This window comes from Arthrobacter sp. HLT1-20 (assembly GCF_054510895.1).
Window position 1 is genome coordinate 1 of sequence record NZ_JBTNDR010000008.1, and the last position, 26,624, is coordinate 26,624.

The 26,624-nt window shown below is 62.4% G+C and carries 25 protein-coding genes; 11 read left to right on the forward strand and 14 right to left on the reverse strand.

The window, feature by feature from the left end; genetic code table 11:
• Positions 1 to 150: 150 nt before the first annotated feature.
• A complete protein-coding gene (locus ACX80Q_RS06285; RefSeq protein ID WP_459329783.1) occupies positions 151 to 1,473 on the reverse strand; it encodes a uracil-xanthine permease family protein in 1,323 nt (440 codons plus the stop codon).
• A gap of 110 nt (positions 1,474 to 1,583) precedes the next feature.
• Positions 1,584 to 1,895: an ArsR/SmtB family transcription factor gene (locus ACX80Q_RS06290; protein WP_459329673.1), complete on the reverse strand. Its 312-nt coding sequence runs from the start codon at positions 1,893 to 1,895 to the stop codon at positions 1,584 to 1,586.
• A 53-nt stretch (positions 1,896 to 1,948) separates the two neighbouring features.
• Here ACX80Q_RS06290 and ACX80Q_RS06295 point away from each other — a divergent pair, with 53 nt between their 5' ends.
• The gene (locus ACX80Q_RS06295; RefSeq protein WP_459329674.1) at positions 1,949 to 2,878 is read left to right on the forward strand and encodes a cation diffusion facilitator family transporter; all 930 of its coding nucleotides are present in this window, start codon (positions 1,949 to 1,951) and stop codon (positions 2,876 to 2,878) included.
• Positions 2,879 to 3,041: 163 nt separating this feature from the next.
• On the opposite strand, the gene pgm is transcribed toward ACX80Q_RS06295, so the two are convergent.
• Positions 3,042 to 4,685, reverse strand: coding sequence for a phosphoglucomutase (alpha-D-glucose-1,6-bisphosphate-dependent) (gene pgm, locus ACX80Q_RS06300; protein WP_459329675.1), 1,644 nt, complete (start codon positions 4,683 to 4,685; stop codon positions 3,042 to 3,044).
• 172 nt (positions 4,686 to 4,857) lie between these two features.
• Between pgm and ACX80Q_RS06305 the strand changes: the two genes are divergently transcribed.
• Positions 4,858 to 5,433 (forward strand): DUF4190 domain-containing protein, encoded by a 576-nt coding sequence (locus ACX80Q_RS06305; RefSeq protein ID WP_459329676.1) that lies wholly within the window; start codon positions 4,858 to 4,860, stop codon positions 5,431 to 5,433.
• A 78-nt stretch (positions 5,434 to 5,511) separates the two neighbouring features.
• Here ACX80Q_RS06305 and ACX80Q_RS06310 read toward each other — a convergent pair whose 3' ends face one another.
• Positions 5,512 to 6,909: a peptide MFS transporter gene (locus ACX80Q_RS06310; RefSeq protein ID WP_459329784.1), complete on the reverse strand. Its 1,398-nt coding sequence runs from the start codon at positions 6,907 to 6,909 to the stop codon at positions 5,512 to 5,514.
• 236 nt (positions 6,910 to 7,145) lie between these two features.
• On the opposite strand from ACX80Q_RS06310, the gene ACX80Q_RS06315 reads away from it, so the two are divergent.
• The 3 genes from ACX80Q_RS06315 to ACX80Q_RS06325 all read left to right on the forward strand — a co-directional run bounded on the left by ACX80Q_RS06315 (position 7,146) and on the right by ACX80Q_RS06325 (position 8,785).
• A complete protein-coding gene (locus ACX80Q_RS06315; RefSeq protein ID WP_459329677.1) occupies positions 7,146 to 7,472 on the forward strand; it encodes a rhodanese-like domain-containing protein in 327 nt (108 codons plus the stop codon).
• A gap of 30 nt (positions 7,473 to 7,502) precedes the next feature.
• A complete protein-coding gene (gene pheA, locus ACX80Q_RS06320; protein WP_459329678.1) occupies positions 7,503 to 8,444 on the forward strand; it encodes a prephenate dehydratase in 942 nt (313 codons plus the stop codon).
• A gap of 167 nt (positions 8,445 to 8,611) precedes the next feature.
• Entirely contained in the window at positions 8,612 to 8,785 is a 174-nt protein-coding gene (locus ACX80Q_RS06325; RefSeq protein ID WP_459329679.1) for a hypothetical protein, read from the forward strand.
• Between the two features lie 21 nt (positions 8,786 to 8,806).
• On the opposite strand, the gene ACX80Q_RS06330 is transcribed toward ACX80Q_RS06325, so the two are convergent.
• Positions 8,807 to 9,874 carry a diacylglycerol/lipid kinase family protein gene (locus ACX80Q_RS06330; protein ID WP_459329680.1) on the reverse strand — a complete coding sequence of 356 codons (1,068 nt, stop codon included), beginning with the start codon at positions 9,872 to 9,874 and terminating at the stop codon, positions 8,807 to 8,809.
• 51 nt (positions 9,875 to 9,925) lie between these two features.
• On the opposite strand from ACX80Q_RS06330, the gene serS reads away from it, so the two are divergent.
• Both serS and ACX80Q_RS06340 read left to right on the forward strand, forming a co-directional pair.
• Positions 9,926 to 11,203, forward strand: coding sequence for a serine--tRNA ligase (gene serS / locus ACX80Q_RS06335; RefSeq protein WP_459329681.1), 1,278 nt, complete (start codon positions 9,926 to 9,928; stop codon positions 11,201 to 11,203).
• A gap of 131 nt (positions 11,204 to 11,334) precedes the next feature.
• Entirely contained in the window at positions 11,335 to 12,180 is an 846-nt protein-coding gene (locus tag ACX80Q_RS06340; protein WP_459329682.1) for an HAD family hydrolase, read from the forward strand.
• A gap of 132 nt (positions 12,181 to 12,312) precedes the next feature.
• Here the strand turns inward: ACX80Q_RS06340 and ACX80Q_RS06345 are convergent, their stop codons facing one another.
• A complete protein-coding gene (locus tag ACX80Q_RS06345; RefSeq protein WP_459329683.1) occupies positions 12,313 to 12,801 on the reverse strand; it encodes an inorganic diphosphatase in 489 nt (162 codons plus the stop codon).
• A 187-nt stretch (positions 12,802 to 12,988) separates the two neighbouring features.
• Between ACX80Q_RS06345 and dacB the strand changes: the two genes are divergently transcribed.
• On the forward strand, positions 12,989 to 14,419 hold the full coding sequence (gene dacB / locus ACX80Q_RS06350) for a D-alanyl-D-alanine carboxypeptidase/D-alanyl-D-alanine endopeptidase (RefSeq protein ID WP_459329684.1): 1,431 nt from the start codon (positions 12,989 to 12,991) through the stop codon (positions 14,417 to 14,419).
• A 6-nt stretch (positions 14,420 to 14,425) separates the two neighbouring features.
• On the opposite strand, the gene ACX80Q_RS06355 is transcribed toward dacB, so the two are convergent.
• From ACX80Q_RS06355 to ACX80Q_RS06390, 8 genes are all read right to left on the reverse strand, one after another.
• Positions 14,426 to 15,847, reverse strand: a complete 1,422-nt coding sequence (locus ACX80Q_RS06355; protein WP_459329685.1) for a CotH kinase family protein — start codon at positions 15,845 to 15,847, stop codon at positions 14,426 to 14,428.
• A gap of 24 nt (positions 15,848 to 15,871) precedes the next feature.
• Positions 15,872 to 17,446, reverse strand: coding sequence for a carbohydrate-binding domain-containing protein (locus tag ACX80Q_RS06360; RefSeq protein ID WP_459329686.1), 1,575 nt, complete (start codon positions 17,444 to 17,446; stop codon positions 15,872 to 15,874).
• A complete protein-coding gene (locus ACX80Q_RS06365; protein ID WP_459329687.1) occupies positions 17,443 to 18,243 on the reverse strand; it encodes a polyphosphate polymerase domain-containing protein in 801 nt (266 codons plus the stop codon). The genes ACX80Q_RS06360 and ACX80Q_RS06365 overlap by 4 nt, the downstream gene beginning before the upstream one ends.
• Positions 18,240 to 18,869: a DUF4956 domain-containing protein gene (locus ACX80Q_RS06370; protein WP_459329688.1), complete on the reverse strand. Its 630-nt coding sequence runs from the start codon at positions 18,867 to 18,869 to the stop codon at positions 18,240 to 18,242. Before ACX80Q_RS06370 ends, ACX80Q_RS06365 begins: the two co-directional genes overlap by 4 nt.
• A gap of 37 nt (positions 18,870 to 18,906) precedes the next feature.
• Entirely contained in the window at positions 18,907 to 20,004 is a 1,098-nt protein-coding gene (locus ACX80Q_RS06375) for a GtrA family protein (protein ID WP_459329689.1), read from the reverse strand.
• Positions 20,005 to 20,012: 8 nt separating this feature from the next.
• Positions 20,013 to 21,005, reverse strand: a complete 993-nt coding sequence (locus tag ACX80Q_RS06380; protein ID WP_459329690.1) for a phosphodiester glycosidase family protein — start codon at positions 21,003 to 21,005, stop codon at positions 20,013 to 20,015.
• 84 nt (positions 21,006 to 21,089) lie between these two features.
• On the reverse strand, positions 21,090 to 22,613 hold the full coding sequence (locus tag ACX80Q_RS06385) for a sensor histidine kinase (protein WP_459329691.1): 1,524 nt from the start codon (positions 22,611 to 22,613) through the stop codon (positions 21,090 to 21,092).
• Entirely contained in the window at positions 22,610 to 23,356 is a 747-nt protein-coding gene (locus ACX80Q_RS06390) for a response regulator transcription factor (RefSeq protein WP_459329692.1), read from the reverse strand. Before ACX80Q_RS06390 ends, ACX80Q_RS06385 begins: the two co-directional genes overlap by 4 nt.
• Positions 23,357 to 23,562: 206 nt before the next feature.
• On the opposite strand from ACX80Q_RS06390, the gene ACX80Q_RS06395 reads away from it, so the two are divergent.
• From ACX80Q_RS06395 to hpt, 3 genes are read left to right on the forward strand one after another with little or no spacing between them, the layout of a single operon-like run.
• Positions 23,563 to 24,747 (forward strand): zinc-dependent metalloprotease, encoded by a 1,185-nt coding sequence (locus tag ACX80Q_RS06395; protein WP_459329693.1) that lies wholly within the window; start codon positions 23,563 to 23,565, stop codon positions 24,745 to 24,747.
• Entirely contained in the window at positions 24,748 to 25,866 is a 1,119-nt protein-coding gene (gene tilS, locus ACX80Q_RS06400) for a tRNA lysidine(34) synthetase TilS (protein ID WP_459329694.1), read from the forward strand. It abuts the gene before it with no gap.
• Positions 25,867 to 25,919: 53 nt separating this feature from the next.
• Positions 25,920 to 26,471, forward strand: a complete 552-nt coding sequence (hpt, locus tag ACX80Q_RS06405) for a hypoxanthine phosphoribosyltransferase (RefSeq protein ID WP_103465255.1) — start codon at positions 25,920 to 25,922, stop codon at positions 26,469 to 26,471.
• The last annotated feature ends 153 nt before the right edge of the window (positions 26,472 to 26,624 follow it).

A 26,624-nucleotide genomic window follows, 5' to 3' on the forward strand; every position in this document is an offset into this window, starting at 1 on the left:
CGCCGGCCACCAACAACACCAGCCCCAGCCAAGCACGTCGGAATCAACCTGCCCAAACCAAAAACACCACAAAAACTAGCCAAGTGACTCAACACAGCTTGACAATTTTCGCTTCGACGAGTAGGCGGAGGATTCTGGCAGTGTGGCTGGCTAATTATCCTTGGCCAACCGCCCAGCTGCGGGTTCGCTCTCCGGCTCCAGCGGGTCCGGGGCGGTGCCGCGCCACTTGGCCAGGGCGCTCATGCCGTGGAAAATAATCAGGGCCGCGGCGGTGCCCAAGGCGATGCCGCCGAACTGGAGGGTTCCGGCATTCCACTCAAAGTTGGCTATGCCAACAATCAGAGCGACGGCGGCCGTGGTCAGGTTGATGTTGTTGGAGAAATTGACCTTGTTCTGCACCCAGATGCGCACACCCAGCACGCCGATCATGCCGTAGAGCAAGGTTGCGGCTCCGCCCAGCACGCCGACGGGGACCGTGGCGATCATTTCGCCGAATTTGGGGGAGAAGCTCAGGACCAGCGCAGCGCAGCCCGCCACCCAGTAGGCGGCGGTTGAGTAGACCTTTGTGGCGGCCATGACGCCAATGTTCTCCGCATAGGTGGTGGTGCCGGAACCGCCGCCAAAACCTGCCAAGGTGGTGGCAACGCCGTCGGCGATCAAAGCACGCCCCGCGTACGGGTCAAGGTCGTCCCCGGTCATGAGCGCCACGGATTTCACATGGCCAATGTTCTCCGCCACCAGGACCAGGACCACGGGAATGAACAGGCCAACCACGGCAAAGTGGAAGGTCGGGGTTTGGAAATGCGGCAGGCCCAACATGGCGGCGTCGTTGATTTTGGAGAAGTCCACCTCGCCGCGCATGACTGCCACCAGGTAGCCGATGACCACACCCACCAGGATGGCCAGGCGCCCCAGGATGCCCCGGAACAGCACGCTGACCAGGATGATGACGCTCAGGGTGATGACAGCCGTGATGGGGGCCAGCTTGAAGTTGCCCCACGCGGCCGGTGCCAGGTTCAGGCCAATGAGGGCCACAATGGTTCCCGTGACGGGCGGCGGCATGAGCCTGTTGATCCAGCTGGCACCGAACTTCTGCACCACCAAACCCAGCACCGCCAAGGTGACGCCGGCCATGACCACCCCGCCCAGGGCGCCGCTGATGCCGAACTGCTGCTGTGACGCCATGATGGGGGCAATGAACGCAAAGCTGGAGCCGAGGTAGCTGGGCACCTTGCCGCGGGTGAGTACCAGGAACAGGAGTGTGCCGATTCCGGAGAAGAACAGAGTGGTGGCCGGTGGCATGCCAGTGATGATGGGGACCAGGAAGGTGGCGCCAAACATGGCCACCACGTGCTGCAAGCCAATGCCAATGGTACGCGGCCAGCTCAAGCGCTCATCGGGGCTGACAACCTGTCCCGGTGCAATGGTTTTGCCGTCTCCATGAACGCGCCACTTGGTGCCCAACAAATTCATCAACATGCCTCCAGTCAATGCCATGCCAGTGCACAGCCTGCCGATAAGGATATAGGCACGCGGTGTTTTGTGCGTGGTTTGTGGCGTCTACGTCCAGGGACATGCAATTTCTATGGGTGGGGGATGTGGCCTTCGCTTGCCTGCAGGACGACGCCGAGGAGGTCGTTGAGTGCGTGGGCCAGGTCAGGATGGGCTAGTTCATACCGGGCCCTCCGGCCTTCGGCAATGGCAACGGCCAGTCCACAATCGCGCAGGCAGGAGAGGTGGTTGGAAATGCTCTGGCGGGAGACACCCAATTCGGTTGCCAAATCGGCTGGATACTGGGGAGCCTTGGCCAGGCTCATCAAGATCTCGGCCCGGGTGGGGTCGGAGAGCGCATAGCCAAATCTGGCCAACACCGCTGCGTTGCTAATGGGCTTCATTCTCAATATCATACATTAGTGGATGAATTCATCGATGGATGTACTATTGAGCTATGTCTGGTCACGATCACTCCCATTCCCACGCCGGTGCCCCCGGCGAGAGTCACCAAGGACGCATTGCCGTTGCCTTGGGAATCACGCTGGCCGTGTTTGTCTTTCAGGTCATCGGTTCCCTGCTGACGGGGTCCCTGGCGTTGCTGTTTGATTCCGCGCATGTCCTCACGGATGCTGGCGGGCTGGCCATGGCCCTGTTGGCCGCCCGGTTGATGACGCGCCCGGCAACCAGCAAGCGGACCTGGGGATTTGCGCGCGCCGAAGTGCTCGCGGCAACGGCACAGGCAGCGGTACTTCTCGCCGTCGGCCTCATTGTTTTGGTGGAAGGTGTCCAGCGCCTCTTCAGGCCCACCGAGATTGCCTCCAATGAGATGATCATCTTTGGCGCCATTGGATTGCTGGGAAACGTCATCTCGATGTTCGTGCTGATGGGCGGGCGCGGCAAGAACTTCAACATGCGCGCGGCGTTCCTTGAAGTTGTCAACGATGCTCTGGGCTCTGTGGCGGTGATTGTGGCCGCCGTGGTCATCTCACTGACCGGCTGGATGCAGGCCGACGCCGTGGTGGCCATGCTCATTGGTGCCCTGATCCTGCCGCGCACCGTGAAGCTGTTGCTGGAAACCATTGGCGTGCTGCTGGAATCCACCCCGTCCGGTCTTGACCTGGACCAGGTCCGGGAGCACATTCTGGCGCTCGATCATGTTCGCGCTGTCCATGACCTGCACGCCAGCCAAATCGCCACCGGACTGCCCATCCTGTCCGCGCACGTGGTGGTGGACGATGAATGCTTCCATGACGGCCACGTCCCGCTCATGCTGGATGCCCTGCAAAGCTGCGTGGCCAGCCACTTCGACGTCAGTATTGAGCACTCCACGTTCCAGCTGGAGCCCGTCAGCCACGCCGAACACGAACTAGGCGCCCACCACTAACCGGGTGCGTCAGTGCCCGCGCGTCAGCGCTCTCGCGAGGTGGGGGCTGGTGCCCGCACCGCGCCACACACGACTTCGTCGGTGCGTCCGCGGCGGCGCCCACCACGCCGCCAGCCCCCACCGTCGCTGCGCGCTGACGCCGCCGACGGTACGTGCGCCTGGGTTAGGCGATGACGCCGTCCACCAGGGCCTTGGCCTCGGCTTGCACCTGGGCCAAATGCTCCGCGCCCTTGAAGGATTCGGCGTAGATCTTGTACACGTCTTCCGTGCCGGAGGGGCGGGCCGCGAACCAGGCGTTCTCGGTGGTGACCTTCAGCCCGCCGATTGCCGCGCCGTTGCCGGGGGCCTCGGTCAGTTTGGCCGTGATGGGCTCGCCGGCCAGCATGGTGGCGGAGACGTCGGCTGCTGACAACTTGCCCAGCGCCGCTTTCTGCTCACGGGTGGCGGCGGCGTCAATGCGGGCGTACGACGGCGCCCCAAAGCGGGCTGTCAGCTCACCATAGTGCTGCGAGGGCGACTTACCTGTGACGGCAGTGATTTCCGAGGCCAGCAGTGCCAGCAGGATGCCGTCCTTGTCCGTGGTCCAGACGGAGCCGTCCTTCTTCACGAAGGAGGCGCCTGCGGATTCCTCCCCACCAAACACGCCCTCGCCCGAAAGCAGGCCCGGCACAAACCATTTGAAGCCCACGGGAACTTCAACGAGCTCGCGGCCGAGATCCGCCGCGACCCTGTCAATGATGGAGGACGAGACCAGGGTCTTGCCCACGCTGGCTGTTGCGGGCCACTGCGAACGGTGCGTGTAAAGGTACTGGATGGCCACAGCCAGGTAGTGGTTGGGGTTCATCAGCCCGGCATCGGGGGTGACGATGCCGTGGCGGTCGGCGTCGGCGTCGTTCCCCGTGGCAATGTCAAAGGGGGCGCCAGCGGCAAGCTTGTTGATCAGCGACGCCATGGCCGAAGGAGAGGAGCAGTCCATGCGGATCTTCTCATCCCAGTCCAGCGACATGAACGCCCACTGCGGGTCCACTGTGGGATTGACAACGGTGAGGTCAAGATTGTGGCGTTCGCCGATCTCGCCCCAATAATCCACCGAGGCACCACCCATGGGATCCGCCCCGATGCGCACGCCAGCTGCCCGGATGGCGTCAATGTCAAGAACCGACGGCAGATCGTCAACGTAGCTGGAGAGGAAATCAAACTTGCCCGTGGTGGAGGCTGCCATGGCGTCCGCGAGCTGGACCCGCTGCACGCCGCGCAAGCCGTTTTCCAACAGTTCGTTGGCCCGGTTGGCAATCCAGCCGGTGGCATCGGAATCGGCCGGCCCGCCATGCGGAGGGTTGTACTTGAAGCCGCCGTCACCGGGAGGGTTGTGGGAAGGAGTCACCACAATACCGTCCGCCAGTCCGTCCGTGCGGCCTTTGTTGTGGCTGAGGATGGCATGCGAAACGGCCGGGGTGGGAGTGTACCCATGGCGGGCGTCAATCAGTACCTCGACGCCGTTGCCCGCCAAAACTTCCAGGGCCGTGTTTTGCGCCGGATCACTCAGGGCATGCGTGTCCTTGCCCATGAACAAGGGGCCGGTGATGCCTTGCCCGTTGCGGTACTCCACAATGGCCTGGGTGATGGCGGCAATGTGTCCCTCATTGAAGGAAGCCCTCAATGAGGTGCCGCGGTGCCCCGAGGTGCCAAAAGCCACCCGTTGTGCCGGATCGCTAAGGTCTGGGGTCAGATCGTAGTATGCATCCAGCAAAGCAGAAAGATCAACAAGGTCCTGGGGAAGGGCAGTAGTGCCCGCGCGGCTAGCCATAATCACAGCATGACAGAGCGGGCGCCGGATTGGCACGTGTTGCCCAGAGTATGAACGCCATGTCGGATTGCACAGCCAGCGGACCCTCAGGCGGCGGGACTAATATGGGAGTCAACGCTAACTTTCCCCCTTGTGTGCCTACACAGGACAGTAATTCCAGCAGGAGCCAGCAATGTCGAACCAGCCAGAGCAGCCGCAGCCAGAGCCTGGCCAGCCCGGCAGCCCCACACCTCCCTATGTGGCGCCTTCCGTGCCGCCTCCCTATGTGGCACCTGTCGCGTATGGGCAAGCCGCAGGTGGGCAGTATGCTCCCCAGCAGCCCTATGGGCAGCATCCCCAGTACGCCCAGCCGCACTATGCCCAGCAGAAGTACGCCCAGCCGCAATTTGGTGCCCAACAATATGCTGCACCAACGTACTACCAGGGTGGTCCCGGCTATGTTGACAACACCAGTGGCCCGCGCGGCATGAGCCTGGCCAGCATGATCATTGGCCTGGTTTCGCTGGTGGCCGGGTTCGGCTTCTTCATGATCCCGCAGGTGGTGGGCATCGTTTTGGGCCACATTGGCCTCAAGAAGGAAAGCCCCCAGGGCAGGTCATTTTCCATCACCGGGCTCATCACCAACTACTTGGCGCTGCTGATTTACGGTGCCCTGTACGGCTTTGTTTTCATTGGCCTGGCCATGATGGGTTTTGACTCCTACAGCCCGGACGCCGAGGGCTACACCTGGCTAGCAGCAGCCCACTAGCGTCCTTAACTGGCGGCGGCACCCACCCCAACGCAATTGCGCAGGGGGGAGTGCCGCCGTCGTACTTTAAAAACAGGCTTACATGACGCCGGCCATCAGCTTCTTGATGGGCTTCTGGGCCAGGAATAGCATGATGCCGAAGCCAATGGAGACCAGGCCCACCACCAGGAAGTACGGGGTCTCATTGGCGGGGTCGTACCAGCCTGCCAGAACGCCGGACATGGCCGTGCCCAGGGAAACCGAGAGGAAGAACAGCGCAACCATCTGGGTTTGGAAGGCTGCCGGGGCCAGCTTCGTGGCCAGGGAGAGGCCCACGGGGGAGAGCAGCAGCTCGGCGACCGTGAAGAGAAGCAGGATGAACACCATGGCCATCAGCGGCACGGAGGCCATGCCAGCGAACGGGATGAACGCCAGGTAGGCCAGGCCCATGACCACCAGGGACGCGGAGAATTTGACGGCGGTGCCGGGCTGACGGGAACCCCACTTGGTCCACAGGGCCGCAAAAACGCCGGCCAGGATGATGATGAAAATGGGGTTGATGGAGCTGACCCAGCTTGGCGGCATTTCCCAGCCGAACACCATGCGGTCCAGGCGTTTGTCGGCGTAGAGGGCCACCACGGTGAACTGCTGTTGGAACAATGACCAGAAGACGGCGCTGGCCAGGAACAGTGGCATAAAGGAGTACACGCGGCTGCGCTCAACAGTGGTCAGGGACTTGTTGGCCAGGATGACTGCGAAGTAGGCGATGGTTGCCAGGATGACGACTGTGACGATGACCCACTTGAGGTTCTCGGCAGTGATCAGCTTCAGGGCAACGGCCAGCACGATCAGGGCCACGGCGGCCGCGGCCAACAAACCGACCTTCAGGAAATCGGCCTTCGGCAGGGGGTTGGCAACGTTGTGGGCGGATTCGGGCAGGTTCTTGCGGGTCAGAGCGTACTGGGTCAAGCCCAGTGCCATGCCAACCGCGGCTGCGGCAAAGCCAATGTGGAAGCCGTAGTTGACCTGCAGCCAGCCGGTGGCCAGCGGGCCAATGAGCCCACCAATGTTGATGCCCATGTAGAAGATCGAGAAACCGGCGTCGCGGCGGTTGTCGTCCTTAGCGTACAAGGTGCCAACCAGTGAGGTGGCGTTCGCCTTCAAACCACCGGAGCCCACACCAATGAGGATCAGGCCGATGGTCAGGCCCACGGCGCCGGGCAGGATGGCCAGGGACAGGTGTCCGGCCATGATCAAGATGGCGCTGTAGAACAGGACGCGCTCGGATCCCATGAGGCGGTCGGCAACCCATGCACCAAGAATGGTGGACAGGTAAACGCCACCACCGTAGGCGCCAACAATGCCCAGCGCGGTACCTTCGTCAATGCCGAGACCACCCTGGGTCACGGAGTAGTACATGTAGTACGCCAGAATGCCTTGCATGCCGTAGAAGGAGAACCTCTCCCACAGCTCCACGCTGAAGAGGTTCAGCAGCATTTTTGGCTGTCCGAAGAAGGATGTATCGCGGGGTTTTTGGGGAGCCAGTGCCGGATCGGCGGGGCTGTTTTGTGAACTCACAAGTCTAATTTTGACACTAGTCTTGCGGAACGTCACATTTTAAGGTTTCATGCGCCGCTGGCGTGCCGGCCCTCCCCATCGCTCGCTGCGCTCGCGCGTGGCCCCTCGGGCAGTAGGCTTAAGCCGGATTTGTCTTTACTTGCAAGGAGAAAAACATGTCAGACATCATGAGCGTCACGGTTGCCGAGTTGGCTGCCGACGCAGTGATTTTGGATGTCCGCGAAGACTACGAGTGGGAAGCGGGCCACGTTGAGGGTGCGTTGCACATTCCGTTGGAGCAGTTGCCGGCCCGTTTGGAAGAGCTAGACCCGGACACCGACCTCAACGTCATCTGCCGCACGGGCGGCCGTTCGTTCCGGGCCACCAACTGGCTGACCGAAAACGGCTACAGTGCGTTTAACGTGATTGGTGGCATGGGTGCCTGGTTTGAATCGGACAAGCCCATGGTTTCCTCCAACGGTGAAACTCCCCGCGTCCTCTAAGCAACGCCCGCTTCAACGAACAGGTGCCCCATGACTTCCGTGCCAACAGACTCCGTGCTGCCCCTGACGTTCCTTGGGCCCGAGGGGACCTTCACCGAGTCGGCGTTGCTGAAGGTGCCGGGCGCGGCCGCCCTGGCGAGGATTCCCGCCAACACGGCCGCCGCCGCCCTGAACAAAGTACGCAACGGCGAGGCTTTTGCGGCCATGCTGCCCATTGAGAACTCCATTGAAGGCGGGGTTCCGGCAACCCTGGATGCCATCGCCAGCGGTGTTGAGCTGCGAATCATCCACGAGGTGGTGGTCCCCGTGAGTTTTGTGTTGGTGGCGTCAGCCGGAGTCACCCTGGCGGATGTCACGGCTGTGGGCACACACCCGCACGCATGGGCGCAAACCCGGGAATGGTTTGCCGAAAAACTGCCCCTCGCCAGCCATGTTCCGGCAAATTCGACGGCGGCCGCCGCCCACGAGCTCCTGGCAGGCACATCCGCCTTCCAGGCAGCCGTCTGTGCTCCCCTGGTGGCAGAGCAAACGGGTCTGAACATTCTTGCTGCAGGCATCGAGGACAACGTTGGTGCAGTGACCCGCTTTGTGCTGGTGGCCAAACCCGGTTCCCTGCCCGATCCCACGGGCGCGGACAAGACAACGCTGGCCATTCCCCTGCCGGATGACCATCCGGGTGCCTTGATGGCCATCCTTGAACAATTTGCCAGCCGCGGCGTGAACCTGAGCCGTATTGAGTCCAGGCCCACGGGGCAATACCTGGGTCACTACATTTTCAGCTTTGACTTGGAAGGCCACATCCGTGATGCGCGCGTGGCCGAGGCGCTACGCGGCCTGCACCGGGTTAACCCGGACATCCGCTTCCTGGGCTCCTACCCGCGGGCAGACGCACAGCCGCCGTTGATTCGTGCCTACAATTCCGATGCCGCGTTTGCCGAGGCCGCCACCTGGGTTGACTCGCTCCTGGCTTAGCCAGAGGTGGCCGGGACCTCACACGCCTCTGCGCCACAGGTCCTGAGGATATTGGCGCCCGAATATCTCTTTCGCTGCGGCATCGGCGAGCCTATGCTTTGGGGTATCTTCATGACCATTTGTCTGGAGAGGGAAAGAAAGTCCCAGCAGGGAAGAGGCGAGTCACCATGGATCCGCATGTAGGCAGGAGCAGCAGCCAAGAAGGCACCATCGTCAATCCGGGTGCCAAGGAAGTCCGCGACACATCTGTGGGCGACGAGAGCGACGACGCCAACGAGTTGCGCTTTGACGAAGAGCAACGCCTCATCAAGGAACAATCCCAGCGTCCGGAAACCGACTGACGCTGCTGCGCCACGAAGACTTTATGCGGGGTTGTTCGGGGCTGGAACGCGCACCAGCACGGCCTTGTGCTCCACGCTGACCTTCACGCACGTGGCGGGCCCTGACGGATCGCCGTCAATTTGGGTCTCAACCGGCATAACAGTGCGGATGGTCAGGTTCTTCGAGCGGTAAAAATCAATGACCGGCAGGCGGTTCTTGTGTTGTAGCACCACTTTGCCGGCCATCGCCAACCAGCCCAGAGCGCTGCGGGGGCTAATCACCACAACGTCCAGGACGCCGTCGTCAATCAGGGCGCCGGGAACAAAATCAATGCCACCGGGGAGCAGCCCGCAATTGGCAAACAGCACCGAACGGACCTTGCGTTGCTGGGCGGGTTCGTCATCCAACTCGATGCTGACTTTCTTGCGCGGCCCGGCCAAGTGCCGCAAGCCGGCCTCGCTATATGCCAGCCAGCCAACGTGTTCCTTCAGCTTGGAGTTGGTGTCATTCATGACGTCGGCGTCCATGCCCAGACCTGCGATGACCATGAATGAATGCTTGGCAACGGCGCCCGTGACGCTGTCCTCGATTTCCATGAGCCCGGCGTCAATGTGGCGCTGATGCCCAAACAAGGCGGTCTGGACGCTGCCGGCAATGTCCGTGACATCCAGGCTCAGGTTCCGTGCCAGCAAATTGCCGGTGCCGAGCGGGATGATGGCCAAGGGCACGTCGGTGTGCCGCAGGGTCTGCGCCACGGCGCGCACAGTCCCGTCGCCACCGCCCACAATGACCACATCGGCTTTGGCGTCGAGTGCGGCTGCGGCCATCGCGAAGCCTGGATCCTCGGCAGTGGTTTCAAAGAAGAGAGGGGCGGGCCAGCCAGCCTTGGAGACGGAGCGAGTAATGAGCGTCTTTGCATCATCGGCACCGTTTTTAGTGGGGTTGTAAATGAAAACCACTTGCTGCTTTGCCAGATGAATTTTGTGCGGTGAATCGGCCACGGCGCTGCGCGTATGCTTCTGGGCGAGCTTGCGCACACCCAGCCAGCTGATGGCAACGGCGAGCACAATAATGACCACAATAATGACTGCAAGAAGTTCAGTTGGCATGATTCACTAACCATAACCCGTCAAGTTGCATTGATTGGATAGGCTTAGGGCGTGATCGATGTACGAGACCTCAGCGAAAATCCCGAAAAATACCGTGCCAGCCAGCGTGCGCGCGGTGCCGAACCGTCAGTGGTGGACTCCATCATCGCCGCCGACGCCGCACGAAAGTCTGCGATCACCTCTTTTGAGGCTTTGCGTGCCGAACAAAATGCGTTTGGCAAGAAGGTGGCTGCGGCCAAGGGTGAACAAAAGCAGGCCCTGCTGGCAGACGTAAAGGAGCTCTCGGCAGCCGTGAAGGCAGCGTCCGCAGCAGCCGATGCCGCCAGTGCCGAGCAGGACACTCTGGTGCGCAGCATGGCCAATCTGGTCTCCGACGGCGTCCCGGAAGGCGGCGAGGACGATTACGTGGTGGTCAAGACCGTAGGCACGCCCCGCGAATTCCCCGACTTCACGCCCCGTGACCACCTGGAAATTGGTGAACTCATTGGCGCCATCGACATGGAGCGCGGCGCCAAGGTGTCCGGGTCACGCTTCTACTTCCTCAAGGGCGTTGGCGCCCGCCTGGAAATGGCCCTGCTGCAGATGGCCATGGACCAGGCCATCGAGGCCGGCTTCACACCCATGATCACCCCCACACTGGTCCTGCCCGAGACCATGGCCGGCACCGGCTTTGATGTGGAGCACGACGCCGAAATTTACCGCCTTGCCGAGGACAACCTGTACCTGGTGGGCACCTCCGAGGTGGCCCTGGCCGGCTACCACGGCAACGAGATCATCAACGTTGACGAACCCGTCCGCTACGCCGGCTGGTCCTCCTGCTACCGCCGCGAGGCCGGTTCGCATGGCAAGGACACCCGCGGCATCATCCGCGTGCACCAGTTCAACAAGGTGGAAATGTTTGTGTACACCACTGTTGAAAAGGCCGCCGAGGAGCACCAGCGCCTGCTGGCCTGGGAAGAGGAAATGCTGGCCAAGGTTGAGCTGCCCTACCGTGTCATCGACACCGCAGCGGGCGATCTTGGCGGTTCCGCAGCCCGCAAGTTCGACTGCGAAGCCTGGGTGCCCACCCAGGATGCGTACCGCGAACTGACCTCCACCTCCAACTGCACCACGTACCAGGCCCGCCGCCTGAACATTCGTGAGCGCCTGGTGGCTGACGACGGCGGCAAGGGCGGTACCCGCGCTGTTGCCACCCTGAACGGCACCCTGGCCACGACCCGCTGGATTGTGGCGATCCTGGAGCACCACCAGAACGCCGACGGTTCCGTCAACGTCCCGGTTGCCCTGCGCAAGTACATGGGCGGCCTGGAAGTGTTCCCCGTCCTGTAATTTCTTAGGCGTTTAGTGAACGCCGGGTAAATACACACACTGTGCACACAGCTGTGAGTATTTACCCGGCGTTCATGGTTTTAACAGCCAAAATATGTGGCAGTACCAGCCCAATCTGCTTGACTGGAGACATGACAATGACAGTAAATAATGTAATTTCCGGCATCGATGACCGGATAAATGAAACAACAAAGTACCTGGTGGCCCTGGATGTTGACGGGACGCTGGTTGACCACGACGGCATCATGACCGAGGGAGTCCGCACCGCAGCGCAGGCAGTGGTTGAGGCCGGCCACCACGTCATCATCGCCACGGGCCGTTCCCTGGGCGCGCTGCTTCCCATCGTGGAGGCCATCGGGCTGCGCAACGGCTACGGCGTGTGCTCCAACGGCGGTGTGACCATCCGGCTGGATCCGTCCCTGGCTGACGGCTACGAGATCATTGACAGGGTGACGTTCGATCCTGCCCCGGCGCTGACCGCTTTGCGCGATAGCATCCCGGGCGCCAAATTTGCCCTGGAAGACGCAGAAGGAAACTTCCTGTCCACCTCGCGTTTCCAGGACAACAGCTTTGGCATTGAAGCCCGCGGCGTGGATTTCCACCACCTGCTCGAAGCCCAGGCCGTGCGCGTTGTGGTCAACAGTGCCGAGGCCACCACGGCGGAGTTCGCCGACGCCATTGCGGCTGCCGGGCTGCACGGTGTCACCTACGCCATTGGCTGGAGCGCCTGGCTGGACATCGCCGCGGACGGCGTCAACAAGGCGTCGGCGCTGGAAATTCTGCGGGAGTCGCTGGGCATTGAGAACGCCCTGACCGTGGCCGTGGGGGATGGCTCCAATGACATTGAAATGCTCCGCTGGGCCAACCGCGGCGTGGCCATGGGGCAGGCCGAGGATGAGGTGAAGGCGGCCGCCGATGAGGTTACCGCTTCCGTGTACGACGACGGTGCTGCCGCGGTCCTGCGCAGTCTGGTCTGACCCGTGACTGGACAGTTGAGTGTGGTCCTGCCCACAGTCACCTGTTAAACAACTGGCCCGCAGAAAACGGCGAAAACACGAGTAAAATCGTGTTTTTTCGGCGTTTTCTGCGGGCCAGTTGTAAAAAGGAGCTTAGTGCTTGGTGTCCTCGTAGCGCTTGATGGAGGCTTCCAGCTCGGCTTCGGCGGCTGCGCGGTCGGCCCAGCCCTCAGCCTTGACCCACTTGCCGGGCTCCAGGTCCTTGTAACGGGTGAAGAAGTGCTCGATTTCCTTGACCAGGAATTCGTCAACATCGGACAGTTCCTGGATGTGGTCGAAGCGCTTGTCGTCAACAACACACAGAACCTTGGCGTCGCCGCCGCCGTCGTCGGTCATGTTGAATACGGCGATGGGGCGGGCATCGACAACAACGCCCGGGTGCAGATCAAAGTCCTGCAGCATGACGAGCGCGTCCAGGGGATCGCCGTCTTCGCCCAAGGTGTTGTCGAAGAACCCGTAGTGGGTGGGGTACTGCATCGAGGTGAACAGCACACGGTCCAAGCGGACGCGGCCGGTCTCGTGGTCAACTTCGTACTTGACGCGTGATCCGCGGGGGATCTCGATGGTGACATCGTGCTTCATCGTTAGGCTCCTCATGATGGGGGTGTGCGCGGCCTGACACGGCCGTGCAGAGAAATTCCGTCTAGTATGAGGATATAGGCGCTTTTTGCTGTGCCGAAACCCGCCCGCAACGTCTGGCGCGGAATGCAGACTTGACCCGCCCACTTTGCGCGCCGGGTCCACCAGCTTCGAAGGAAACACCTGCTCTATGGGACGCACGTCAAAAGTTGTGACGAGCGGCTTGCTCATCTGTGCCCTGGCCGCCGTCAGCGTTCCCGTTGGCCTGCACCTGGCTCCGGCGTTTCTGCCCAAGGATCCCGCCGCCGTGGCCGTAGTGCCGGCCGCCCAGCTGCCGCCCACCGCCATCGGCACCATCTCCGCCATTGCGCCCCTGAATGATTCGGCCCCGCTGCCGGATGCTGCCACTCTTGCCGCGGACTTGACCAAGGCGTTGACGTTCGACGGCGACGGTACCTTCGCCATGTATGTCACCGACGCCGCCACAGGCAAGGAGCTGTTTTCCCAAGATGGCCAGGCGGCCAGGACTCCGGCGTCGAATCTGAAGTTGCTGACAGCCGCGGCTGCGTTGCGAACGCTTGGCCCCGATACCCGCTTCAGCACCCAGGTGGTGGCCGGGGACGGCGCCAATCAGCTGGTTTTGCTGGCCGGCGGGGATGCCATGCTCGGTGCCGGTGACAGTTCAGCGGACGCCGTGATGGGTCATGCCGGGATTGCCACCTTGGCCAAGAAAACGGCCGCGGCGCTCGCAGCAGTCGGTGTCACGGGGCCCGTCACCCTCAGTATTGACGACACCTTGTTCACCGGCCCCGCGCTGAACCCCAAATGGGCCGACGGGGACGTTGACGCCGGGGAAATCGCCCCCATTTTTCCTATGGCATTGAATGCCGGACGCCTTGCCCCTGAGGTTTTGAGTGGCCCGCGCCCCCAGGATTCCGCTGTGGCTGTGGCGGAGGCTCTTGTAGCGGCCCTTGAAGATGTAGGCATTGCCACCACGGGGACGCTGTCCAGAAGCACGGCGCCGGTAGCGGCCGGCGGAGCGCCCGCAGGGGCGCCGGGCACGGTCCTGGCCTCGGTGGAATCGGCCACCGTGGCCCAGCAAACCCAGTATCTGCTGGCCGAGTCTGACAACTATGTTGCCGAAGTCGTGGGCCGCATGGTGGCTGTGAAACTTGGCCAGGAAGCCAGCAACGCAGGTGCCGTGGCTGCTGTTCACCAAGTGGTTGGCGAGCTGGGCCTGCCCTTGGACGGTGTTGTCACAACAGACAACTCCGGCCTGGCCACGGGAAACCTGATCAGCTCAGCCAAGCTGACCCAATTGTTGGCCTTGATGCTTGCCGACCCGGCATCGGACATTGGCCAGGCACTGCCCGGGCTGCCCATTGCTGGTCTCAGCGGATCCCTGAAGAACCGCTTTGTTCAGGCGCCCCAGCTGGCCGGTGCCGGTTTGGTGCGGGCCAAAACAGGTTCCTTGAATGTGGTCACGGCGTTGACCGGCTACGTGATCAACTCCCAGGGGCGCCTGCTGGCGTTTTGCATCATGGGCAATGGCCTCACCGGTGGGGCTGCAGCCGCCAGGCCAACTCTCGACGCCGCCGCCAGTGTATTGGCGCAAAGCTAAGACTCGCTAGTTGGCCAGAGCGCTTTTTAGCGCCGCACCTCGTTTGCTCACAAAGGTGCCAACTATGGCCGATTTCGCCGCAATGTCAGCCGCAGTCAAGGCATCACTGACTGGAATTGTGGCAGTGATGCTCGCCAAAAGTTCAGTGGCCGTGCCATTGGCCAACACCTGGGTGAAGAGCTCCCGATATGCGGTTTGATAGATCTTGTTGAAGACGGCCGAGGCCAGGAACCGGCTCTTGAGCGCGTTTCCGCCCTTGCCGCCGCCCATCGAGAGGGAATCGGACGGGCTCGCTGCGGCATTGTTGGTGAGCGCCAAATTCAAGTCCCAGGAGATGACTGAGAGCTTCTTGGTGGTCACGTCATAACTGAGGTAGTAGTTTTGTCCGGGGCCGGCCATGTCATCCGCGTTGGCTAGGAGGTTCTGGGTTGCTGCGTACTTGGCAAAGGATGCAACATCAAACCAGGTGGCGAGTTGCGCATCAAAGGTATCGCTGTCAGCGTCCTGCAACCATTTCAGGAACTTGATGGCAGGGGTGAAGTCCTGGGAGTCTTTCTTGTTCAGCTGCTTGAACTGGTCCTCGTAGTTCTTGGTCTCATCCCCTTGGTAGGTGAAGCTTGATTCGGAGTCGGCCTTGAAGAGGACGCTGCTGCCTCCGGCTACCTGGTTTGCGTACTCCTCGTCAGGGTTTTCCAACAGCAAGCGTGTCTGCGTTGGGGAGCCGTTCACCGAATACGTTGTGTAGGCGTAGCGCTGGGACGTTTGGCCCGTTGCAGCCGTCAGGGAGAGTGCCAGGGCTTCATTGATGACGGGGGAGCCGGGCCGCAGCGCCAGCTCGGTCAAACCCTGGTAGGTGGTGCCGGCAACAAACTTGTCGAAGCGAATCAGCAGCGGCAGGGAGGCTGGCTCGTCGGCAGAAATCTGCAGCGAATCGGCAAACGCCAAACCACCCACACCTCCGCCCGGTCGGCCGTACTGGCCGGCAGTAGGCTGGCCCATGCCGCCCTGCGGACCGCCGTTCTGGGCAGCGCCGTCCGGTATGGCACCGCCCTGGGGGCGGGTGTTGGCAGCGCCGTCCGGCCCGGCCTGCTGGCCGCCCAGGGCCCGCAGGGTGGAGTTGCCCTTCAACCTGACACCCACGTTCTGTAGGAGCGTTCCATCGATGGTGATGTCGGAGCTGATCCAGGTCTTGTCGGAGCCGGATTCATAGGCGGCGATCATGGTTTTGTAGTCGGCCTCCGCCCACGTGATATCCACTTGGTGAGGTGTGGCGGCGTCGAACAAGTCAGCCATGCCGCTGATGGCTGTTCCAACCGCCGCGCCTGCCGTCTTGGTTTGGGCGCACGCCGAGATTGTCAGGGTTATGCCGGCAAGGGACAAGGCCAGAACGTGCCGTCGGCTGGGTCCGGAAAATTGGTGGTCAGTCATGGTGGTCTCCGTTTCTTGGGTGTTTCAGCGGCGTCCGGGACCGCGTGCGGCCGTGTACTCGCCGGCCGTCACGGCGGCAAGCTTGGTGGCGCCCGTGATGGTTCCTGTGCCGAGCCCGGCCTTGACCTCAGCAGTTCCGCCCGTATAGCTGGTGTACTGCTCGCCGGCCTGGATGGCGGGGCTGGAGAACACCAGGGACGATGTTTGTTTGGTGGTGACGAAGGTGGCCACCACGGAGCCGGACGAATCCACCAGGTGCACCGCCACGCCTGCGGCCAGGGGTGAGTCAAAGGTCAGCTGGACCCCTGACTGGCTGGAGGATGCACTGGGCGTGACAGCCATTCCTGCACTGCCGGCCGCAGCCACTGTGCCCCCGGCGACGCTCAGCTCGCCGTTGACATCCAGTGCGCCGTTGCCGTCATTGGTGGGGCCGTTGACAACAACCGTTCCGCCGCTGATGGTGGCATTGCCGTTGGAATCCAGCCCGTCGCCCTCGGAATTGATGGTCAACGAACCGCCGGAGACATCCACTGAGTAGTCGCCCACCGCGCCCATGCCTCCGCCGCCCATGCCGCCACCGGTGTCGGCGCTTGCCGTGGACCCGCCCGCCGCATTCACGCCGTCGTCGTTTGCGGTGACATTGACGGTTCCGCCGGAGATGACAATGTGGGGCGCCTCCAGGCCTTCCTCGGACGTGGAGACGGTGGTGGTGCTGCCGCTGATGGTCAAGGTGGTGGCGGCCTTGACGCCGTCGTCACCTGCCGCGACGCCCAGTGTGCCCCCGGCCAGCAGAAGCCAGCCCCTGTCTGCGTCGGCGTCGTTGGTGGACTTGATGCCGTCCTCGCCTGCCGTGACGGCATATGTGCCATCGAGCAGGACTGTGTAGTCCTTGCCCTTGATGCCGTCATCCACTGCCTTGACTGTGACGTTGCCTGCTGCCAGCACCAGGCCGTCCTTGGAAACGATGCCGTCCTGGTAGTTGCCGTTGACTGAAAGTGTGCCGGATCCGGCAATGGTGAGGTCCGCCAGGGAGTACACAGCTGCGTTGGGCGCATCGGTGGCCGTGTTGGCGTAGCTTGCGCCGTCGTTGAGTGTGTTGCTGGTGCCGGCATCGAGGTACAGCAAGACCTCGTTGGCGCTTTGGATGTCCACTGCGGATCCCGTTGAACTGGTCACGGAGGCGTTGTCCAGGACAAGGCGCACCACGTCCTCTTCCCCTGCGGCGACCACCACTGCGCCATCACTGAGCTGCCCGGAAATTCGGTAGGTGCCGCCGGCCGTGATGGTCACGGTGCCGCCTGCTGCCACCACACTGTCGGCGTTCTCACCGGACGCCGTGCTGGCCCCATCGGTGAGGGTGATGGCGGTTTCCTTGGCCGCGTCCCACGTGAGGTCATCGGCGTCGAAGTGCGTGGCCGCGGCGATGCTGCTGGCCAATTCCGCTCCCGTGCCCGTGGGGACCGCGCTCGCGGCAATGGTGCTGCTGGAGGTGTTCGACGGCGTGGCGCTTGTTGTCTGTGCCGAGCAGCCGGCTACAGCCAGTGCCAGGGCGAGCGCTGCAACGGAGGTGGCGCGCTGTGTTTCGGAGAAAAATTTCATGATGTGGTCCTTGAGCTGTGGGTGGTTTGCGGCATGTTCGCCGCCAGTGTGCGGTGCCAGCGGTTGCCCGGCAGTTGTGGCATGAGGGTGGCCAGGCCGGTGGCGAATTTGGAGATGCGGGCGGGCCTGACCCCGTGGTGCCAGAGGTATTTGTCCAGCTGGCCAGGAGCGGAGCCTGACTTGGTCTCCACCACTACCGCATCGCTCATGATCAGGGGCGGCTTCCCCGGAAGCGACCAGGCCACGTCGAGATCAATGGTGGCCCTGCTGGTGGTTGCCGGCAGGAACAAGGTGATGCGCCCGTAAACCGTCTCCAGCACCGGGGCCAGGTTGACTGGCGGTCGCTGGCCGGCGCTCCGCAGGGTCTCGGCGATATACGCCGCACCCTCGGCCGTGATGATGGACCGGTGGGCTGGATCGTAGGGAATGCGTTCCTTGACAGTGGCGCTCCGTGAGCCTTCCGTCTTGACTTCAAGGAAGCTGACACCGCTGTCCAGGTAGCTGCGGGTGCGGATCTTGTAGCGCCGCCGCCGGCCGTGTGCCGCCAGAAAAAAGCTGTCCAGCCCGGGGGTGTCAAAGTACACGGAGTCGTAGGGGAAGATTTTTGTCCCGTCCGTGTCAAGGACGCGCATTTCGGCCCGAAATCCGTTGAATAGCTGCGTGAACTTTTCGGTGGGGACCAGGTACTTCCTGTCGATCCGGGTCTGGAGCGCTGCCGCGGCGTTGAGTTCCTCCAGCCCAATGGTGGGCAATTCACTTAGCCGCGCCTCGAGCGCCGTCGCAAATGCCTGGCTCATGCCGCACCCACCTGATCCATGTTCCGGCCCAAGGACTGCGGCAGCTGTTCCAGGAGCGGTCCCCGGGCTGCCTGCTTGCCTGTTGCGTGCACCTCAAAACGGACGTCAACTGTTGTCTTGTCATTGACCAGATCGAGGCACTGCACAATGACGGTGTGGACGGTGCCACCCAGCACCTCTTCCAGCCTGGCGTTTAGGGCCGCGGGGTCGGTGATGGCTTGGTCCAGGATGACACTTTGCTGGCGGTAGGCGGGCAGGACCTTGGGGTTGTCGCCAACAAACATGACCACCAGGATCAGGGCCATGAGCGAGAGTGAGAGCCACAGGGGCTCCACGCCGAGGCCGGCAATCAGGCCCAGAGCCAGGGCCGAAAAGTAGTACGCCACCTCGTGCTGGGACAGCTCAGTGGAGCGCAGCCGGATGATGGAGAGAACGCCGAAAAGGCCAAGCCCCAGGCCCACGCCGGCGGCGGAACTGGAGAGTGCTGTTGCCACTGCCAGCACCCCAACATTGATGCCCAGGTAGGAGACCACCAGGTCACGGCGCCTGTGCCTGCGCAGGTAGAGGGCAAAGGTGAGGATGGTAATGGCCGCCAGGTCTGCGGCGATGAAAAGCAAGGTGTTCATGAGTGTCTCCAAGGTCATTGGCTGCTGGCTTATGTTTCTAGACTTCCGCGTGAGCCTGTGCTGAATCTGTGCTGGCGGACAGCTTGTCTTGTGAATGGCCAGCACTTGTGGATGGGGCTCGTCCGCCCCGGAAGAGGAAGCGTTTTTGCACGGCGAAACTCAGCAGGAACAAAGCCATTTCGGTCAGCAATTTGGCCGGCAGGGAAGGCAGGCCGGCTTGTGTGAGCGTGAGGAGCAGCCCATAGTTGGCGGCAAGCAGCACCAGCACCAAGGCAAAATAGTGGGCAGCCGTTCGCCGCAGCGGTGCGGCGCGGCCCTCGGGAAATACCAGGTTGCGATTGACGGCGAAATTGACGCCCGAGCTGATGGCCCGTGCGCCCAGAACGGCCGCGATCAATGAACCGGTGACTGCCATGAGGACAAGAAACGCCGCCACATCCACCACAAATCCCGTGAGGGAGGACAGGGAGAACTTCAGCAGGGGTGCGTAGATGCGCATCGAATCCCGCACCGGACGGAAATGCGATGATTCGTTGTTTTGCAGGTAGATGGTCTCGATGGGAACGCTCGTGAAGCGGTAGCCCTGGGTGCGGGCGTCCAACAAGACGTTGAGTTCATACTCGTAGCGGCTGCCGCGCACCGATTGCAGCCAAGGGAGCAGCTGCCAGGGGTAGCCGCGCAGCCCTGTTTGGGTGTCTGTCAGCCAAGTGCCTGTGGCCAGGGCAAAGAAGAGCCGGGTGGCCCCGTTGCCAAAGCTGCTGCGCAGGGGAACTTGCCCGGTGAAGTGCCTTTCACCCAGCACCATGGTGGTGCCGCCGCGAACCTGAGCAGCAACTCTGAGAATGTCCTGCACGCAATGCTGGCCGTCACTGTCGGCACAGACAACGTCATGGCCGGGGTGGTTGGCGGCAATGAAGTTGAAGCCGGTTTTTAGTGCTTGTCCCTTGCCGTGGTTGTTTTGGTAGCCAATCACTGTGGCGCCCAGAGTCGTGGCCTGCTGGAAGATTGGCGCAAACGCAGCTCCGCTGCCGTCATTGACCACAACAATGCCCAGCGACGGTTCGGTTGCCTTGAGTGCCCCGATCAGCTGGGGCAGTTTTTTATCGGGTTCAAAGGCTGGAATCAAGATGATCATGGCGGGCGTTACCTGGCCACGTAGAGGATGTCGGAGGTGCCACGCTCTTGATTCTTGCCCAGGGGGTTGTTCACCAGGGCGCCGTTGAAGTACATGGTCGACGAGCCCCCGCCGTCAATGTTGTAGGCGGTGGTGGCGCCCAAATCCAGTATGATCTGGGCCAGGGAAGTCATGGTGACACCTGTGCTGTACCCGGTGGAGCGGCCATCCACCACAACAAAAACCAGCTGGTTCGGTCCAATGACGCCCACAGCGGTGCGGGGTTGGAGCCCCTGGATGGAGTGGTTGCCAAAGTTGGTGTCCACCTCCACGCTGTCAATGCCCGCCTTGATGGCGCCGTTCTCCAGCAGCGGCGGACCAAAGGAGAGCGTGTTCCAGACCCCGTTGGCGATCAGCTCATCAGCGCTGGTGCTGGTTTCTTTGTAAACCTTCACGGTGCCGTCGCGGTAGAAGGCCAAGCCCGTGCGGGCGCCCTTGTCACGGTAGGCCACACCGTTGCGGATCACTATCCCGGTGTCCCGGAAACCGTAGTAGTCACCGTTGACGGCGAACACGGCGTCCTTGCCTTGGGCGATGGCTGAGGTGGTTTCGGTGATGTTCTCCCCGAAACGGTTTTGCGCGAAGGCTGATTTCAGCGCTGTGGCGTCAGTCAAGTCAACCCGGGCCACAAAGTAATTCAGTGTGGAATCAGCGCTGCCAGTTGTCACCGCCTTGATGGAGATGCTGGCCTCGGCAGAGGTAAAACTGTTGGCCTCCACCACGCCGGCGGCCGCCGTGCTGCCGGCGCTGTCCGACGCCGATGCGCTGGCCTCATAGGCTGCAACGTCATCGATCTCAACGTGTTCCACCACAAAGCGGTCCAGGGCCCAGGCCGTGGCGCCGCCGGCGGAGAGGACCATGGCCAAGGCGCCGCCCAGCACAACCCTTCTGCTGGGTTTTAGTTTGGTGCTGGTGTCAGGGGAAGCGCTTTGCTGGTCTTGGGGAGGGAGTGAAGTAGTCATACTTCTTTTTTAGTGAGCCACCCTGTGCCGTTTGCTTTTCCACCTTGTGCTGATCCTGTGAGACTTTTTGCCTGGCTGGAGAGCTTAGCCGGAGACGGTGGGCAGCTTGAGCGTGAAGCAGGTCTTGCCGGGGACGCTGGTGACCTCCACGGTGCCGCCATTGGCCTCCACGAGTGCCTCCACAATGGCCAGGCCCAGGCCCGAACTGTTGCTGCCGCCGCCGCCACTGCTTCGGGCCGAATCGGCCCTGCTGAAGCGGGTGAAAATATGTTCCAGGAACTCCTCGGGAATGCCGTCTCCGTTGTCTTCAATGCGCAGCTGGGCCATGCCATTGACGGCCGCGAGGCCAATGCGAATTTGGGTGCCGGCCGCCGTGTGTTTGGCGGCGTTGGAGAGCAGGTTGATCAACACTTGGCGCACCTCGGTCTCCACGGCATGCACCAGAACGGGTTCCTGGGGCAGCGACAGTGACCATTTGTGGTCCTGTGCTGCGATCTTGCTGTCTTGTGTGGTTTCCATGAGTAGATCGGTCAGGTCGACTGCTGCGGGTTCCCCGCGCTGCCCCTCATCCAGCCTGGCCAGGAGGAGCAGATCCTCCACCAGGGCGGACATGCGCCTGGATTCGCTGTCCACCCGGCGCAGGGCGGAGGTGCCGGAGGGACTTAGCTGCTCGCTCAGCAGCACCAGTTCCGTGTAGCCGCGGATGGAGGTCAGCGGTGTGCGCAGCTCGTGGCTTGCGTCGGCCACAAACTGGCGGACCTTCATCTCACTGGCGTGCCGTGCGGCGAACGCCCGGGTCAGGTGGTCGAGCATGTTGTTGAAGGCCACCCCCACGTCACCCACTTCTGTTCCCGGCTCGGCGGCCATGGGTGGGATGCGCACGTGAATGGCGGCCTCGCCGGAATCCAAGGGCAGGCTCGCCACTGTGGTTGCCACCGCGCTGAGCTCATCCAGGGGGCGCAATGACCGCCTGACAATGATGGTGCCCACCAGCCCAATAATGCCCAGGCCAACCACTGAGACACTGCTGGTGACCAGGTTCAGGGACTCAAGGGTTGAATCACGGTCGGTGGTGGACAAACCCGTGACAAGTTTCTCGCCCGCCGGCGTTGACGACGTGGACGCCTGCAGCCGGTAGGTGCCGCTGGAGAGGGTCATTTCAGTGGCCTCCCCGGAGGCTGGTACCTGATTGATCTGCTGCAAATCATTTGCCGTCAACGCAGCCGCGGTGCCGTCAGTTTGCACCACAGCGGAGGACTTTGCGGTGTCCTGGACGAACAAGGCAATCAGGGTGCCTGGGCGTTGCCCCCGGGTATCCAGCGGATTGGGCTGGTCACCAAAGTCCAGGGTCGGGTCGCTGGGGGTGCTTGAACTGTCCGGCGGGGGGCCCTTGGGGCCAAAGGCGCGTGAGGCGGCCTGGTGCAGCCCGTTGTCGATCTGTTCCGTGAGGTAACTGTTCATGGCCAGGTGGCTCACTATCCCCACGGTGGCGCAGATGGCCGCCAGCAGGGCCAACATGGCCAGGATGAGTTTTGTGCGCAGCCTGTGGGTCCGCCGGCGCAGCGGCCGGCCGGTGGCTGGCGGCACACTTTCCGGCATCCGCGTCATGAACTGGCCGGCTTGAGGACGTACCCCACGCCGCGGACAGTGTGGATCATGGGTGAGCGTCCGGCGTCGATCTTCTTGCGCAGGTAGGAAATGTACAGTTCAACAATGTTGGCCTGTCCGCCAAAGTCGTAGTGCCACACCTGGTCAAGGATCTGGGGCTTGCTGACCACCCGGCGGGCGTTTTCCATGAGATACCGCAGCAGTTCCCACTGGGTTGCTGTCAGCTCAATGTCAGTGCCGCCGCGGGTCACCTCGCGGGTGTCAAAGTTCAACACCAGGTCGCCAACCACCAGCTCCACGTTGTCGCTGGAGGCAATGCCGGAACGTTGCACCAGGCGGTGCAGGCGCAGCATGAGCTCCTCCATGCTGAAGGGCTTGGTCACGTAGTCGTCACCGCCAGCCGCCAAACCGGAAATCCTGTCCTGAACGGCGTCGCGGGCCGTCAGGAACAGCGCGGGGATGTGCGGGGAGAATTCCCGAATCTTCCCCAACGCCTCAATGCCGTCCATGCCGGGCATCATGACATCGAGCACCAGCACATCGGGCCGGAAAGTCCTTGCTGTTCGCACCGCCTCAGCGCCGTCGCTGGCCGTTGCGACGTCCCAGCCGGCCATGCGCAATCCCATGCTGATCAACTCCGTCAGGCTGGCCTCGTCATCAACCACCAACGCACGGATGGGGCTGCCGTCGGGGTGAGCCAGCGGCGGAAGATCTGTGAAGGTGTTCCGCGGAGTCTCAGTCATGGATCCATGTCTCTCGTGAAGGCGGGCTGGCAAGCGGCCCGCGGCTGTTGGTTCCTACAATAATTGCCAGGCACTCAAAAAAGATGTGGGAAGCAATCCCCTTGTTTCAAGTGTGGCGGAAGATTCTAAGCTGTTTCTAGCCCTATCCTGTGCCGCAGCTGTGAGCCAGCGGCAAGCTGCCAGCGATCTGTGATCTGATGGTCTTCATGAGCCAGCACAGCAATGCCGCAGCCACAACACCCCCGTCCCCCAGCATGGTCAATTGGGAGCTTGCCGCCAAGACGGCAGCAAATTTGGCTCCTGCCGGGCCAGCGCTCAAGGGCTCGGAAATTTCCGCCGCCGTGGACAATCTGCGTCTCATGGCCCAGCGCTCGGTGCCTCACGTCCACGAGATCAGCCGCCTCGAAGCTGCCCGGGACCTGAGCGATTCCGAGGTCCTGGTGGTGGACAGGGCGTCGTGGGCCAAGGCAAACACACAAAGCTTTGCCGTCATGATGGACCCCGTACTGCGCGCCCTGGCGGCCAAACAGGCCCTCACGGCACAGGAAACCGGTGAACGGGCCGCTTCCGGAGGGCCGTCGGCCGCTTTCGGCGCCACAGTCACGGGGGCCCAGCTGGGCGGGGCGCTGGCGTTTCTCTCCAGCAAGGTTTTGGGCCAATATGATCCGTTTTCCGCCCTGGCACCAGCCACGGATGGGCGCCAACAGGCTGCCGGGGGCCGCCTGTTGCTGGTTGCCCCCAACATCATCACGGTTGAGCGTGAACTGAAAGTTGACCCCGCCGATTTCCGGCTCTGGGTCTGCCTGCATGAACAAACCCACCGGGTGCAATTCGCTGCGGCCCCCTGGCTGCGGCACCACATGATGGGGGAGATCGAAAAGCTGGGCACCCTGTTGGTGGGCGACTCGGACAACTTTGGCGAACGCCTGCTGCAGGCAACCAAGCAGCTGGGCAACAAGACCGGCCAGTCCGGGAAAACTGCCAAGGACGCGGCGGAGGGCCCCAGCCGTGGCGGCATGCTCGACCTGCTCCAAAACCCGGACCAAAAAGCGGCACTGTCCCACCTGACAGCCGTCATGAGCCTGCTTGAGGGCCACGCCAATGTGGTCATGGACGGTGTGGACCAGCGCATTGTCCCCACCGTGCGCACCATCCGCCAACGCTTCAACAGCAGGGGCAAGGACCGCGGGGTCATTGAAAAGTTCATCCGGAACCTCCTGGGCTTGGACGCAAAAATGCGCCAATACAGCGATGGCGCAAAATTTGTCCGGGACGTGGTGGCAGTGGTGGGCATGGACGGCTTCAATAATGTCTGGACGCAGGAGCAAAACCTGCCCACGGAAGCGGAAATTCACAACGCACGCCTTTGGGTTGAACGGATGGGACTCTAAATGGAACCGGCAACTACGCAGCCGCAATACAAGGCCCGCCGACGCCTCGATCCCACAGTGGGCAAGGCGCGGGCCATGGTGGGTGAACTTTTGGGCCTCAAAACCACTGGCAAGAACCTTCTGGTGGAGAACCCGCCGCTGATCCTTGTGGGGTGCAGCGGCGGTCCCGACTCCCTGGCCCTGGCCGCTGTTTGCGCGTTCTTCGCCAAACGTGGCGAGGTCAGGGTGGGTGCTGTGGTGGTTGACCACCAGATGCAGGAAGGCAGCGCAGACGTTGCCCAGGCCACCGCGGAGACGTTGCGGGCCCTTGGCTTGGACCCTGTTGTGGTGCGGACGGTTGAACTCAACCACAGCGGCACGGGGCCCGAAGCCGCCGCCCGCGCCGCCCGCTTCGAGGCCCTGGAGGCGGCGGCTGTGGAACTTGGCGCCCAAAACGTCCTGCTGGGCCATACCTTGGATGACCAAGCGGAGTCGGTGCTGCTTGGCCTGGCCCGGGGCTCGGGAACACGGTCCCTCGCCGGTATGCGTGAACGCCGCGGCATCTATCTGCGCCCCTTCCTTGGGCTGCGCAGGGATGAGATTTTGGCCATATGTGAGGCCCTGGATCTCACCCCCTGGCACGACCCCGCCAACCAGGACCCTGCTTATTTGCGGGTGCGCGTCAGGCGAAACGTCATTCCGTATCTCAGCGCAGAGCTTGGCCCGGGAATCGCCGAATCCTTGGCGCGCTCGGCCAACATTCTGGGCCACGACGCCGACTTCTTGGATGAGCTGGCAGCAGCCGAATACAGCAAATTGGCGCTCCGCCGGCAGGCAAACACGGCGCCAAACGGGGGAGAAGACAGCCCCGCGGCAGAGATCGAACTGGCGGAGGACGCGCTGCGGGGATTGGCTCCGGCCCTGAGGATGCGCGTGTTGGCGCTGGCCGTCGTCGAACTTGGGGCAGTGCAGCCAAGCCTTGAACGCCTGGGTGCCGCCGAACACCTGCTGGCGCGAAAAGGGTCCGCGGGACCTGTGCAGCTTGCCGGAAAAGTGAGCGCGTGGCGGATCTCGCGCAATCAGAGCGTTCCCCACGACGGCCCCGGCTATGGGAAGCTTGTTCTTAGACGCAGCAACTAGGCGCCCGACAGTTCCAAGACCAGTACCACGACCTTCACAATCAGGAGCCCTGGGTGGATTCACAAGACGTCCAAGCCGATCTTAAGCATGTTCTTTATACCAAGGAACAAATCCAAACGCGTGTAGCCGAACTGGCCGCGCAGATTGATGCAGACTACCAGGGCCGCGATGTCCTCCTTGTCGGTGTGCTCAAGGGTGCTGTCATGATCATGGCTGACCTTTCCCGTGCGCTGCACAGCCACGTCACCATGGACTGGATGGCAGTGTCCTCCTACGGTTCCGGCACCCAGTCATCGGGCGTTGTGCGGATCCTGAAGGACCTCGAAACCGACCTCATGGGCAAGCACGTGCTGATCGTTGAGGACATCATCGACTCGGGCCTGACCCTGTCCTGGCTGCGCGCCAACCTGATGTCCCGCGGCCCGGCCTCGGTGGAAATCTGCACCCTGCTGCGCAAGCCCGCAGCGGCCAAGGTTGAAATCGACGTCAAATACGTTGGCTACGAGATCCCCAACGAATTCGTTGTGGGCTACGGCCTGGACTTCGCCGAACGGTACCGTAACCTGGACTTCATCGGCACCCTGGCGCCGCACGTTTACGAGTAAAACGCGCCCCACTGATTTCTGCCGCCGTTCCCGCTTTTTGCCACCGATATACCGGCGGCAAAAAGCGGGAACGGCGGCATTTTTCATTTGGGCGGGCGCGCCGGGTCAGGCCGCCGCGTCATTTTGGCTGAAATCTTTATGCCCTCAGGGAAC